This window comes from Clostridium beijerinckii (genome assembly GCF_018223745.1).
GTDB classification, from domain to species: domain Bacteria; phylum Bacillota; class Clostridia; order Clostridiales; family Clostridiaceae; genus Clostridium; species Clostridium beijerinckii.
This window is the reverse complement of sequence record NZ_CP073653.1, coordinates 772,196-786,123: the sequence shown is the minus strand read 5'-3', so window position 1 is coordinate 786,123 and position 13,928 is coordinate 772,196. Positions and strand designations below refer to the sequence as shown.

17 protein-coding genes are annotated in these 13,928 nt (G+C 30.8%); all 17 read right to left on the bottom strand.

Annotated elements, in window-relative coordinates:
* Positions 1–3: 3 nt before the first annotated feature.
* The 17 genes from KEC93_RS03785 to KEC93_RS03705 all read right to left on the bottom strand — a co-directional run bounded on the left by KEC93_RS03785 (position 4) and on the right by KEC93_RS03705 (position 13,812).
* A complete protein-coding gene (locus KEC93_RS03785) occupies positions 4–450 on the bottom strand; it encodes a DUF2634 domain-containing protein (RefSeq protein ID WP_077868120.1) in 447 nt (148 codons plus the stop codon).
* Positions 451–466: 16 nt separating this feature from the next.
* A complete protein-coding gene (locus KEC93_RS03780) occupies positions 467–787 on the bottom strand; it encodes a DUF2577 family protein (RefSeq protein WP_077868121.1) in 321 nt (106 codons plus the stop codon).
* 7 nt (positions 788–794) lie between these two features.
* Positions 795–1,706: an XkdQ/YqbQ family protein gene (locus KEC93_RS03775; protein WP_077868122.1), complete on the bottom strand. Its 912-nt coding sequence runs from the start codon at positions 1,704–1,706 to the stop codon at positions 795–797.
* Positions 1,707–1,714: 8 nt separating this feature from the next.
* Positions 1,715–2,482 carry a cell wall-binding protein gene (locus KEC93_RS03770; RefSeq protein ID WP_077868123.1) on the bottom strand — a complete coding sequence of 256 codons (768 nt, stop codon included), beginning with the start codon at positions 2,480–2,482 and terminating at the stop codon, positions 1,715–1,717.
* 15 nt (positions 2,483–2,497) lie between these two features.
* On the bottom strand, positions 2,498–4,606 hold the full coding sequence (locus tag KEC93_RS03765; RefSeq protein WP_077868124.1) for a phage tail tape measure protein: 2,109 nt from the start codon (positions 4,604–4,606) through the stop codon (positions 2,498–2,500).
* Between the two features lie 188 nt (positions 4,607–4,794).
* The gene (locus KEC93_RS03760; protein WP_077828998.1) at positions 4,795–5,205 is read right to left on the bottom strand and encodes a hypothetical protein; all 411 of its coding nucleotides are present in this window, start codon (positions 5,203–5,205) and stop codon (positions 4,795–4,797) included.
* A 61-nt stretch (positions 5,206–5,266) separates the two neighbouring features.
* Positions 5,267–5,698: a phage tail tube protein gene (locus tag KEC93_RS03755; RefSeq protein WP_026885384.1), complete on the bottom strand. Its 432-nt coding sequence runs from the start codon at positions 5,696–5,698 to the stop codon at positions 5,267–5,269.
* Between the two features lie 16 nt (positions 5,699–5,714).
* Positions 5,715–6,812, bottom strand: coding sequence for a phage tail sheath C-terminal domain-containing protein (locus KEC93_RS03750; protein WP_077868125.1), 1,098 nt, complete (start codon positions 6,810–6,812; stop codon positions 5,715–5,717).
* A gap of 10 nt (positions 6,813–6,822) precedes the next feature.
* Positions 6,823–7,287 (bottom strand): phage tail terminator family protein, encoded by a 465-nt coding sequence (locus KEC93_RS03745; RefSeq protein WP_077868126.1) that lies wholly within the window; start codon positions 7,285–7,287, stop codon positions 6,823–6,825.
* Positions 7,288–7,293: 6 nt separating this feature from the next.
* Positions 7,294–7,731: an HK97 gp10 family phage protein gene (locus KEC93_RS03740; protein ID WP_077868127.1), complete on the bottom strand. Its 438-nt coding sequence runs from the start codon at positions 7,729–7,731 to the stop codon at positions 7,294–7,296.
* Positions 7,724–8,092, bottom strand: a complete 369-nt coding sequence (locus KEC93_RS03735) for a phage head completion protein (RefSeq protein WP_077868128.1) — start codon at positions 8,090–8,092, stop codon at positions 7,724–7,726. The genes KEC93_RS03740 and KEC93_RS03735 overlap by 8 nt, the downstream gene beginning before the upstream one ends.
* Positions 8,085–8,336, bottom strand: a complete 252-nt coding sequence (locus tag KEC93_RS03730) for a head-tail connector protein (protein WP_077828993.1) — start codon at positions 8,334–8,336, stop codon at positions 8,085–8,087. Before KEC93_RS03730 ends, KEC93_RS03735 begins: the two co-directional genes overlap by 8 nt.
* Positions 8,337–8,377: 41 nt before the next feature.
* A complete protein-coding gene (locus KEC93_RS03725; protein ID WP_077868129.1) occupies positions 8,378–9,553 on the bottom strand; it encodes a phage major capsid protein in 1,176 nt (391 codons plus the stop codon).
* Between the two features lie 40 nt (positions 9,554–9,593).
* Complete coding sequence (locus KEC93_RS03720; RefSeq protein ID WP_077868130.1) at positions 9,594–10,316, bottom strand: head maturation protease, ClpP-related; 723 nt, start codon at positions 10,314–10,316, stop codon at positions 9,594–9,596.
* Positions 10,309–11,571 (bottom strand): phage portal protein, encoded by a 1,263-nt coding sequence (locus KEC93_RS03715; protein WP_077868131.1) that lies wholly within the window; start codon positions 11,569–11,571, stop codon positions 10,309–10,311. Before KEC93_RS03715 ends, KEC93_RS03720 begins: the two co-directional genes overlap by 8 nt.
* Positions 11,572–11,587: 16 nt before the next feature.
* Positions 11,588–13,330, bottom strand: a complete 1,743-nt coding sequence (locus KEC93_RS03710; RefSeq protein ID WP_077868132.1) for a terminase large subunit — start codon at positions 13,328–13,330, stop codon at positions 11,588–11,590.
* Complete coding sequence (locus KEC93_RS03705) at positions 13,330–13,812, bottom strand: phage terminase small subunit P27 family (protein WP_077868133.1); 483 nt, start codon at positions 13,810–13,812, stop codon at positions 13,330–13,332. Before KEC93_RS03705 ends, KEC93_RS03710 begins: the two co-directional genes overlap by 1 nt.
* Positions 13,813–13,928: the final 116 nt, after the last annotated feature.

The window sequence follows — 13,928 nt, the reverse complement described above, 5'->3', positions numbered from 1 at the left end:
TTTCTATCTCACCACACTTTCTGTGCTTGTGCCATAAATACTAATAACATCAAAAGTGCAATTAAGTAACCTTTTATCCTTTTTAAACACAAAATTATTTACAGCTTTTATATCAGAATTTCTTAATAATGCTTCTGTAATTATAATTTGAATTTGCGCTTCCTTATAAGCTAAAGGATAATCGCTTGTTATTAAATCCAAAAGCGAATCAACACCATATTTTTCAGTATTGTTTGTATTATATATTTTGTATTTGTTTTTATCTGTTCTAATAGTTTTTTGAATCCATTGCTTTAAAGCCTCGTGCTTACTTATTGTTTCTACTCTTCCATCTTTAACATAAAAATCTCCTGTTTCAAAATTGAAACATGGAGATTTACCTTTACTACTTATTGAATTTGTATCATCTAATTTGTCTATTGTGTTAACTACTTCTTGATTCGGAAACAAAACTATATCACCTCTTTTACACTTTCTTTACTGCAACATAAGCATGACCATTTAAAATGGGAATACATAAAACACTATCCCCATTATTTAATTCTCTTGTTATAATAAAATTTTTAGATTCATTGCCTTCAATTTCTATAGTTCCAGTTATTTTTCTTAGATCCTCACATACATAGAGAGGAGTATGATCATCATTTTCTATAAATATAGCTGCTCCTCCAAATAAGGATACCTTCATAGGATTTAATGAAATTATTTTGCCTATTTTAGCTTCATCTGGATCTTTATTATCTCTTTCCCTAAAAAATTTCATAATTCCAACATCATATCTATCCATTTTTCACCTACCAAACAACTGTAATACTTGCCTTATGCAATCCATTTTGTAATTTATGATTTGCATTTTTTATTTTATAATAGCCATTCAATCTACTTCCTGCTTGCAAATAAATCATTCTATTAGGCTTTATTAAATCTCCATCTTTAAGTGCTATCATATCATTTAAAGTAGCTGAATATTCTATTTTATTGCTATTTGCTAAAGCATTATTAGCAATATTTTGAGCTTGTGCAATATTTTTATCGTCTACATTGAAATTATCACTTAAAACTCCATAGAATCCTTGTTGACTTGTATCTTCTGCTGTAGCTTCTACTTTTGCATTATCATCATTTCCGCTTGTTACAGTTATCCTATTTTTCATTTTCTCCATTGACATATCTATATCTATTTGCTTAGGCAAAATTATTTTAGGATTAATTTTCATTTCTGAAAGCTTTCTAATATATAAAATATTACCTTCTATTTCTTTAAAATATGTTGCTCCCTGGTCATTTTTAGCTTGTTCTAAAATGTCGTCTATTATTTTATCCATAGTAGTATTCGAATAAGTTTTGCTTATAGGAGTTGGCATGTCTACTATTATACAGATTAAATACGCTTCATTAGCTAAGGATCTTATAGCATCATCTGCCCTCATATTATAAAATTGTTTGACCGAGATTTTATTATTCTTAAGATAATAACTATAGTCCTGACATGTATAACTCCATATCCATCTTTTTTTAATTGGATGAAATGCAATTCCTCTAAAAATTTCTAAGGAGTCATTAAATAGCTGCACAACTGTTCCTGTAGGAATTTCTTTTATACTATCAAAAGTTAATTGACTCCCCAAGTTATCTGTATCTCCACCCCACGAAACAGTATTGCCATCATTAAAAATATCTTGATTATTAACAATAAGCTTATACACATTATCACCTAACTTTCAATTAAAGCTCCATCATCATCAAATGTATATTTAACTCCATCTATTGTCGCAGATCCACTAAAATACATTGCTCCATCAGAACCAAAATAATACCATTTATTTTTATATTGAATCCATTCATTTCTAGCCATAGCGCAACTATCTTTAAAATAATACCAATAAGCACCATCTTGAAGCCAACTATTTTGTTGTGCATAGCCATCTGTTCTAAAATTATACCATTCATTGTTTATAAGCTGCCAATTCCCCATATAATAACTTCCATTTGCATCATATACGTACCACCATCCAGTATTATCTTGTTGCCATCCTACTGTGCTAGTTTGCGTAATAATAGTATTATAATCTCGCCATTGCTTAAGATCTAAGCTATATTCATAATCGCCATTTTTCATTATTGAATGCTCAAATTTTTCAACGCTAAAAGAATCATTTACATAATATCCATCAGGAGTACTTATTACCACTCGAATAGGTTCAGCATTAGTTTTAGCATTTTCAATTAAATCGATTATTTCCTTTGCATTAACTTTACTTTTAGAGAAATAATACTTACTTGCATATCTTGGAAGCCAATCACTCCAGGAACTTTTAATTAATCCTTTTTTCTCAATAAAGTTATATGGTATATCCCAATAAGTTTCAAACTCCTCATTCTTGCTATCACTAGAAAAGGAAGGTAACTTAGGTGGAATCGTTGGAAATTGTAATACTTTTGTTCTATTATAATCACTAACATAAATATTATAATTACTCATTTATTACCTTCCTTTCTATGAATTAACCATTTGATAATAAAGTTTATTGTAAATATGCTGACCTAATATATCTGCATATTCCTCATTTCCTATTAAATTACCTTGAACAATTAATTGTACAATAAATGGTTGACTACTATTATTCAATATCTTATCTGTTTGACCTGCCGGAATAACTTTCGATCCACTTGGCAGTATTGCCATTTCTCCATTTCCAAACTCATTCATTCTAGTAGGGCCACCAGGCCAATAATGTGTTCCTGTTGCATTCATAGGCGTTCTTGTATACACTGGATCTCCGCTTCCATTTGTTACGGATGTAACTGTTTCTGTTGCTGTTACATTAACTTTAGAGCCATCTAATCCAAGAAACTTCTTAAGTTTTCCCCATGCATTTTCTGCCCATTCACAAATATCTTTAAAGTGTTTTACAACTTCATATATTGCAAATCCTAAACCAGCTATTGCAATGGTTACAACTCCAATTGGATTTGCATCCATTGCCACATTTAACAGCCATTGTGCTGCTTCCCAGGCACTTGTAGCATTTTGTATCCCCCAAATCATAAGTTCTATTGTTCCCCATGCACTAGTTGCAAATGTTGTAATTCCAATCCAAGTATTAACTCCAACGATAGCTAACTGCCATGCAGCGATTGCTCCAACTATACTATATACAACTGGTTCAATTGTTGGCCAATTGTCATTTACAAAATTAACTACTCCTGTAGCTCCATCAATTATTCCAGAAATAGCATCACTTACAGAATCCCAATTATCAGGTGTTATAGCTGAAAATGATGGTACAACACTATTATAAATGGTGCTTACCAAATTAGATGCAGAACCTATTAAATTACCAAGCGAAGGCACAATTTTGTCTATAATTGAACCTCCAACACTTAAAAAAGTATTAGTTACTCCACCTATATCTTCTTTTATTTCAGGAATATTACTTCTAAACCAATTTGCAAAATCATTTAAACGCGGTAGTACAGCATCCGAGATTGGAATTAATACGCTTGTTTGAATATTGCGTTTAATTCCCTCAAATGCACTACCTACATCGCTATATTTTATTTTGTTTATTTGTGCCAAAGCATCATATGTGTTGCTTATTTCTCCATCAACATTTCCTAAGCTTTCAATTACGTTTATACCTAAATCTTCAAATTGCGTTCCAAACAGTTCGACGCCTATTTGGCTTTGTTTTAAAGGGTCTTTCATATTTGATAAAGCTGCAATAACATCCTCAAAAGTATCTTTTGCGCTATCTCCGCCTTGAGCAAATTTAGCTGCTAAATCATCAGCATTAAATCCAAGCTGAGTGAATCCATCTTCTGTTGTTTTACTTCCATCAACAGCTCTTATAGAAAATTCTTTAACTGCATCTCCAACTTTGTCTAAATTAAAAGCACCTTCTTGTGATCCTGCTGAGAATACATTAAACATATCTTCAGCATTTAATCCAAGTTTTTTGAATTGCACACTATATTCATTGATAGAATCTAACATTTCTCCACTAAAATCTAATCCGCCTTGTTTCCCTTGTGCAATTAAATTAAATGCTTCATCACCATCTACTCCAAATTGTTTCATTAAAGTTGATGCTGATCTAACAGATTCATTTACCTCATATCCAAAAGTATCTTTTAATGCTATTGCATTTTCAGTTAGTCCTTTTAAATCATCACCAGTATATCCAGTTTGCTCTCCTACTGCTTTTAATGCTTCGCCTATCTCTTCGAAATTCTCTCCAAAATTATCATTGTATATATCTAGCATGACATTTTTCATTCTATCCATGCCAGTTTCAGCAAGTCCACTAGATGTCATAACTCCATTTAGAGATTTTTGAAGCTCATTTCCGAAAGTAACAGTTTCAACTATACCATCTTTCATGCTCTCCCATATATCCATACCAGCACCAAAGCCGATTCCCCTAAGCATAGAGTCTTTAACAATACTAAAAGCTTCACTAACTGTTTTTTTCATTTTAACAGCCTGATCTTCTGTATCCTTCATACCAGACTTAAATCCTTGAGTATTTTTAGCAACATTCTGAATAGTGTCACTAAAATTATCTTTCAAATTTAATATGGTATTAATTACTTTAGATGCCAAATTATCACCTCCACATTAATTTTTGGGTGGTTTAGCATTCGTTAATTCATTTTTATAAATAACATATTCCATTAAAAGCTCTTTTTGAGTTTTAGGTAAACTCCATAAATATTCGAGGGAATGACCACATTCAAAGAAATAACCTAACCAAAATAATGGTCCTATCTCTCCTTTGCCATTCCCCCTTATTAGTTTTTTAATTTTTCTTTAGTCTTTTTACCATCTCCAAAAGTTTCCTTTATCTTTTTAGCTATTCCAGCTAAATTTTCAACTCCAAAAGCCTTTACTGGTGCATCTAAAGGATCTTTTATTCCCCAAGCTTTATGCAATTCTGGATTTTGTAAAAATGGACAAGAAAAATAAATGAATTCTTTAGACGCATTGATCAATAATTTATAATCTGTACCGATTATCTCTTCATTTTTATTCATCTTAATTGCATTTGCCTGAGCATCTAAATACTCTAAAAGATTATCTTCTGTAGGTCTTATAAAGCTTATAGGTCCATATCCTTCTATCTCTATATCCGCTTCTTTCCTTATTCCTTCACTTTTCTCTAATCCCTTTTTAATAAAATCCTCTAATGACATTTTGTTCATAATATTCCTCCAAAATTTTATTTTAAAATTGAAAAGATGCTTAATTATAAGCATCTTAATATTAAATAGTTTCAATAGCATCGAAGTCTCCAAAGTTAAACGGAAACTCTTCTTCAATTATTTTTTTAGATTCAAACCCAGCAAGTAAGAATTCAGTTATTACTACTCCCTCTATACTCGCTTTTTCACTTTTTCCTGTTGCTTTATCAGTTAAACTTGATATTAATTTTATATCTGGCATAACTCCACTTTTATATGCATCAGCACAAATCTTCCATATTGTACTATCAACTTTTTTTACTGTAAGAGTACCTTCTCCTGACCACCCATTATATCTGCTATATGTTGCATTATCTCCACAAAACTCAACCGTTTCAAAATTACCTTTTACTTTAGCTTCAATCTTACTTAAATTAGCTAAAAGCTGTCCATTAAACCACAGATTACCACTGCTGCCTGTCAAAACCTTATTCGCTAATGCTTGATTTCCCATGTTTATTTCCTCCTCTCTAAGCTAAATTAATTGCAAAGTCTAAATCGACCATGCTTTGTAATATTTTCACATTAGCATTAATAAATAAACTTCTCTTAAATGTATTTTTTCTAACTTGGATATCTGTCCAATCTTTAGCCTCGTTTGTGCCTGCTTCTATCCATGCTTCTCTTTGTTTTTCAACATTTATATCACTTTTATTTTCGTATTCTTCATCTAATACGTCTGTTCCATTAGCTGATAATTTTTTAAAATATCCATTAACTGCTGAAATAAATAAAATTTGATTATCATATTTATTCTTATATCCACCACCAAGATAATCCTCTTTAAATGTAGTTGAAATATCATCTTGCATAAGATCCATTGCTTCAACCACTTCTATTTCTTTCATATCTTCTGTAGCTGATTTCCCATTTGTAGTAGTTAAACTGTTAATTCCACGTGCAATTCTAACATCTGCACCATCATTAATTAAAATAAACTTCCCTGCACCTAGAGCCTCATTTCTATCATCAACCTCTGAAACCTTACTAAGATTTGTACATCTAAAGTTATTGCATCCTTGTGTAATATTACATTTTGCTAAAATTCCAATAAGACTTGGACAATATTTTTCTCCTGTTCGTTCACCCCTGCTATCACTAAAAGTTATCTTTGTATTAACAAAATTAACTATATGCTTTTCATCTGGTGAAGTTACATTGTATACTACCGCTTTATAAGTTCTTTTATTAGCAACTTGCGATTTTATCCAACTTGATAAGGTTGTAAAATCTTCTGTTCTACCATCTGCCATTGTTATCCATCCTGTTTTTACATTCTCGATAACAATTTTTAATGCATCAGAAATAGTTGCTGTATTCCCAATTTTCACTACACAAGCCTTATATGGGGCAAATGTAAATATATCTTTTAAATATTGTAAATTATCTTCCGTATATAATTCTTTATCAGTGTCTACCTCAGTTATATCGGAATATTCTTTATAATTAAACATTGCGCTTGTATCATCTTTAACTATTAATATTGCATAACCTCTTTCACTTCTCTCAGGAAGCGAAGCTGCTTTTTGACTGAATGATACATCAATATTTGGCATTGTAACTGTCATATCATCACTCCTATTCTTCTAAATTTAAATTGAAATTTAATTCTTCGATTGGTTCTAAATTTAAATCATCATATATTTCCTCAAGAGAATATAAATCAAAACTGCATTGAAGTACTGTATCAACTACCTCACATTCAACTTCTCCATCTTCAACAAGTGGCATATAGAAAGTATCAGTGACTTTTACATCCTCTAAAAATGTATTTTCCAATATATCTTGCATTTCTATATTGTCATTTCTGTATCTATCCTTATTTTCAGCATAAAAATAAACCCTAACAGTTAGGGTTCTTTCTTTCAAATTACTATTCGACTTTCCAGTTCTAGAATTGTCAAAGATTAGTCTTATAGATGGCCTTGGTATTCCATCTGTAAAATCTATTGCTGTAGGTTTAACTCCTTCAAATTTAGTACCTTTTAGTGCATTAATAATAGTATTATTAATTGCTGTTCTTATTTCATTCAACTTTACCATATACACTTAACCTTTCAACTTATTTACTAATAAAGTCTTTACTATTTCTTCTACAAATTCTTCATTATCTTTAAAATATTGTTCTTCAAATTCTTTCTGAGTATCTTCGAAAATATGTTTTCCATCTACCCAACCAACTTCTTTCCCATCTTTAGTTACTTGCCTATGACCTTTCTCTATTAAATGTGCATGTGGAGCTGTAGAATAAGTTCTTATAGATAGGTTACCATTATAATAATAAACTTTTCCTCGTTTAATAGATTTAAAGTATTTACCTGTTTCCTTCTTTACCTTTTGTCTTGCCTTTTTAGATGTATTTTTTCTTAACTTAGTACCTTCTTTTCTAATAAATTTCTTAGATTCTTTAGGCATTGTATCATTAGCAACCTCTAACATTTGCTTTTGAAATGAATCTAACTCTTTAAAATTAAAGCCATCATCCATCTTCTTGCACCCCCAAGTCCTTTGGGTTTTGTATAACTAACGTACACATAATCTCTATAGCATCTTTATATTTGTAATTTGGCTGAAAGAAATTAATATCATACCTTAATCCTTTATACATAAAATACATATCATTAGATAAATTACGTATAGATTTATCTCTAACAGTAATTTTATGAGTTATTTTTGCATAAATAGTATCACCTTGGCCAGTTGCCAAACTTCCACCTGTAGGAATTATTTCACTCCAAACAGATTTTATCTTATCAAAATGATAATCTTCTTCATGAAATTCATTTTCGAATTTAACTTTTCCATAAACATCTATTCTATTATTTAATCTATCAGCTAGCTTATCCATCTAAGCCCCCTAAGTTTTCTTGAAGTTTTATACTCAAATAAACACTATCATTATTATCATCTCTACTATCATATAAAGTTTTAATAGCCTTTAATAATAACAACTTATGTGATGGGTTTTCATCGCTATATTCTGCAAATCCATCTGTAATATACTTCTTTCCAACTTCAATGAATAGTTTAATTAATTCATCGTCATCATCAAAATCTACTCTTAAAAAACTCTTTATTGTTGATAAATCCATATTACCTCCACCTCCTGAAGGAAGGGCATTAAGCCCTAAAATTAAGCTGCTGGTTCAACTGCTATTTCTCCATATATATAACACTTATCAGAGTTATCACATTGTACTATATCTATGAACTCTATAAGCCTTGCAATAGTAGTATTACTCATAAATCCAGCTTCACTTGAAGTTGCAAATGCTATTTGACCATTTAAATCTACAAAACATACTGCACAACTTAAGTTTCCATAAATAATAGGGGCTTTACCATTTGTTGTTGGTAGCATAGTATTCGAATAAACTGCAATTGGATAACCTTTGAATAAAGATTGTGTTGGATTTGCTGGATTTGGTTGCAATATTGGTCTTCCGAAAGAATCTAAAGCAGCATCAAGAACGTCAAATCCATCTTGATTAGTAACTATAACAGTTCCAAATAATACTCCTGGATCTAAATCTTTATTTATAGATGATTTTAATGCCTTCCAATCAGCAATAGTTTTTACTGTTTTATTAGACTTTAATGCTGCTAATCCCATAATATTTTCTGTTACTACAGCCTTTCTTGCAAATACATCAACTACATAATTAATTAAAGCATTATCTGTTAACGATAATAATGTATTTGATAATTTTATGAATGCCGCCTTTTCTTGTAATGAGAATTTTACATTTTTAAATTTAATTTCTTCTTCATCTTCTCCATCTGTACCATCAGCAAAATCTACTAATCCTGATACAGTCTCAAAGTTTTCAACTGGAAAAGATCCTGTCAATGCTCCAGCAGGCATGTACCCCAATACATCTCTTAAAGACTTATATTGTCTTATCTTCTTTTGAATTAAAGTTCTTATATCTTGTGGTAATATATAACCTTCTCCATTTGTTCCTTCTGGAGCTGTTGTAGTAGGTAATATCAATGCATTTTCAGCTTCAGTTAGCTTTTTACCTGTAACCTTCTTTAACATTGCTCTTATCATATTGGCATTTTCTTTTGTTTTATTTTTAGAATCTTTTGTTGATCCTTCTTCTAGCTCTTTTTCCGCTTCTGCTTGTGCAGCTAATATTGCTTCTTCTTCTTGTTCAAGTTCTTCTTGAACTTCAATAGCTGCCTTTAATGTTCTAACCTCTTCCATCTTATTCTTAGCATCTTCAACTTTGTTATTATCTAATAAAACTTGAGCCTCATTCTTTAATTTTTCTAAGCTATTTTTCATTGCTATACTTTTTTTCATTTAATACACTTCCTTATCTGAAATTTTTAGTACAAAAAAACTACATATCAAGCAACTCAAGCTCAATTTGTAGTTTATTTTTTAACTCACTATCTAGTTTTAGGTGTTCGTCACGATCACCTTTTTGAATTTTATCTTTAAATTCCTCTGGTATATTTCTATAATTTTTAAAATTATTAAAATCCACTTTTGCAACTGCTTTGTTCTCTTCAATTACCTTGACATTAAAATATTTCTCAGCTTCATTTGCTGGTAACCAAGTCTCTTTATCCATTAAATCTTTTATAGTTTCTATATCAATGCCATCTTTTAGCTTGGTTTTATATACATTTTCAATTCCTATTTGAATAGTGTCCAAATCATCAGCCATTTTTCTCATATCTGTTGCATTTCCCCATACCATGTTACTTGGTTTATGAATCATCAGATATGAATTGTTTGGCATTATTATTTCATCAGCTGCCATGCAAATAACACTAGCTATTGATGCTGCCATTCCATCTATATGACATTTTTTCTTTCCAGTTGCTCTATTTAACATATTATATATAGCAAGTCCAGCAAATACAGAACCTCCACCACTATTTATATAAATATTTAAATCTTTTCCTTGTGCTTCATTAAGTGCTTCAACCACATCTTGTGGGCAAGTATCTGTATCACACCACTTTTCCCACTCATCGCCAACTATATCTCCATAAAAATATATATCTGCACTAGTATCTGTTGAATTTTTAACTTTTAGATAACTTAACCTACTCACTATTACCACCACCTTTGTCGTATTGTTTTCCTAAATCTTTTAAGAAAATACTTGCGCCATTACCTACAATTAACTGATCTGTTCCCTCTATATAAGATAAATTTTCTTTTTTTCTTACTTCAGCTATAGTCATATAAGAATTATTTATGCCTGCAACATAAGATGCTGTCCTACTAGCTAAATCGCTTCTTAAAATGCTATCAACATTAAACTGCCAGTAATAACCTTCCTTATCTTGCTCATCCTCAGTAAGTAATTTATAATCCATTTCCTGCTCATAAGTAGTCAAAGTATTTTGCAACGTATCACTATAGAATGCTTTATTCTGCTGCTCTATGTTGTTGTAAGTGCTTTTCTCCATATCATTAAGCTGAAATCCCTTGACTCCAAATGCATTAGCAATATGTCTTGTTGTTAGCCCTTGTAATTGAAAGAACTGACTATTGACTAGTTTAGTTTCTAATTGTTCAACCTTAAAATCGGTTGGAATAGGTACAACCTTACCAGCATTTTTAGCTCCACCCATATCAGCGAATTTCTTTTTGATTTTCTGCTGTTTTGCATCATTCAAATCACCAATATATTGAACAATTATAGGGTCCATTAATCCATTTTTATATCTGTCTTTTAAGATTTTATTGGAATATTGCTCATTTGCTATTACATCAGAAATATATTTTTTAATGCTTGTGCCTTTCAACCCATCCATGCTAAAGTTTTTAAAATGCACTATATTATCACTTGTATATAGTAATTCTCCTTTTTTACTATCTGAATATAAATAATAAACTGCATTTTTCTTATCTAATATTCCTGTATTATCTACTATAATTTGAACTCTTGTACTGTCTAACAAATATAAAGCAGTTATATTCCCCTTAATATCATTCCCCATTACCCAAAATGAATTACCATGCTCTAATCTTTGGAATTCTGTTGCCCATAAAAAATCATGCGCGTTAGTAAATGGATTTGGTCTTTTCTTTAAAAGCTTATATAAGTTGTGGTCAACTGCCTTATTTGCACCTTTTTCAGTTTCTTGCATTAACTTAATTGGTAATTTTGCAATTGCATTGCATCTTATTTGCATACATGCATAATACGATGCACTTGTTAATTTAGAGTTAGAAATTTCTTCTATACTTGTATGAAAAAAGCTTTCTAACTGTTCTAGCGTTGGATTAGTTCCTATTGTTTCAACTTCGGATGTTGATTGATTTTTAAAAGTATTCTTTATTTTACTTATAACTCCCATTTGCTTTATCACCTCCTTACCATTCATCTTTCTCTAGCCACTCATCTGTATCAGTTATGTCTATAAATTCATGATATAGTGCTAATTTAAAGGCACATAATAGAGCATCAACTGGGTCAATTCTTTTTGTTGTAGCATCTTTATCAATTTTTATAAGACCATTATTAGTTTTTATTACTGCATTACTCATTGCGTAATTTAATAATGGATTATTAGTATAGATAACATTCCCACAATAAATCTGCTCTCTAAATCCTTGTGTAGATTCATTCAAAGATTTATGACTTTGGAATACTTCTTCAACTACATACCCCTCATTGCTTAAATCAATCATCATTTTGCTTGCATTTGCTGGATCAAAACATAATGTTTCTATTCTCCAGTTATTTTTCTTACAAGTTTCTAATACATAATCCATAACTTGTTGCTGATCTACTATTTCAGTATTAGTTATAGTTAAATAACCAGACCTTTCCCATGAATCATAAGGAACTTTATCTACTGCCATCCTTTCCCTTAGTTTTGTTCGATTAGGTATAAAAGAATGACTAAAACAAACGTATTTTACTATTTTCTTACCACTAGAATCTAACTCATCACTTAAAATAGGTATAATAAAAGCCACCGAAGTTAAATCTATCTTCGCTGACATATCAAATCCAACATATACTACCCTATTTCTTAGATCATAAGGTATCTCTTTTACTTCGCATTTCTTCCATTTAGCCATATTCATATAGCCATTTTCCTTGGCTTGCACCCATTTATTAAGGCATTTTGTTAGAAATGCAATCATCTTTTCAGGAATTTCTTTGGCGATTTTATACTCTCCACGTATTTTTTTAATACCTGCATCATATGTCATTCTAATTGGATTCGCTTTTTTCCAACTTTCCTCATCCTCAATGTCATCATCTTCATCTATTTCACATATATCAATAAAATATTCTTCATTATCAATATCGACATTCGGATCTAGTATCTTCGAGCAATAAGTATACTCTTGAGTAAAACATGGGTAAGTTAAATCAACTCCAGCAGTAGTAATAATCATTAATAAACTTTCTTTAGTATTACCACCTAACCCTAGGTCATAAAACTCAGTTGTCTTGTGCTGATGATATTCATCTAATACCAGTAAAGCTGGATTGCTCCCATCCCCTTCTTTACCGTCTTGTTTGTTAAGCGGTTTTAAGCTGCTAGTAGTTTTTACATGCTGTATACTGTTCTTTGTTATTTTAAATTTGCCTCTTAGTGGAGACCCCTTTAACATATTCTTGCACTCATTGAATATAACTTCTGATTGTTCTCTTTTTACTCCAGCACAATAACACTCATAAATTTCCTTATTCTTAGTAGCCCTCGTAGACATTTCATAGAGTGTTACTCCAGCTTCCATTTGTGACTTAGCATTTTTTCTAGCCACTTCTATAAAAGATTTTGTAAATCTCCTTAAAAATGTTTCTTTATTCTCCCATCCATAAATCTGACATAAGCAAAACTTTTGCCACGTATTTAAAGTTATAAATTGGCCTGCTAATACACCTTTGCTATGCTTTAAATATCCAAACCATTTAACAATCTTATTAGCTTCTTCTTCATTCCAGTAATACTCAAATGGTGTACTTAATATATTTAATTCAGAATTTTTTATATCATTTAAAAATCTTAGGCATGCCCATTTATGTTTTTGGCCACTTGGGATTACATCATTTAAACAATCATTAGAATATTTAATTAGCTCTTCTTTAATAGTCACTAAATATCACCGAACTCGTCTGTAATATCTTCTTGCTGCTTACTAGTTTTAACTGTAGCAACTTTTAATCTACTATCAATAGTCATCCCACAAAGTGAAGCAAACTTTCTCATTTCTTCTGCATAATTTTTTTGAATTTTTATTAATGGATTTTCAACTGTTATAATACCTGACTTTGTCATTTTCTTTGATATTAGGGGCTTATTCTGCAATTCAGCTGTTGCCTTTAAATACAACGAATATGAATTACAATATCCACCTAAATTATTCAAATCTAGATTTCCAAGTATATCAATTTTATCAATCTCCTTAACAACTCTTCTAAATTCTTTTTTTGCAATATCATCTATAAGCCAAGAAGGTGCTTTTTTCAATTGCTCTTTCCCTAATACCAGCATTTCTTCTTGCTGTTCCTTCTGGACTTTTTCCTCATTAGTTAAATGCTTCTTTTGCATTTCTAATGACTTCCTTCCCCTTGGCATTTTTACACCTTCTTTCATTTGAAATTTACTATTTAAATTTTTTATTGGGATTTTTGAGAAATGAAAGCTGGGGGTGCGGTCTAGAAATTTATCTTAAAAACATTTTCGGCATCCCC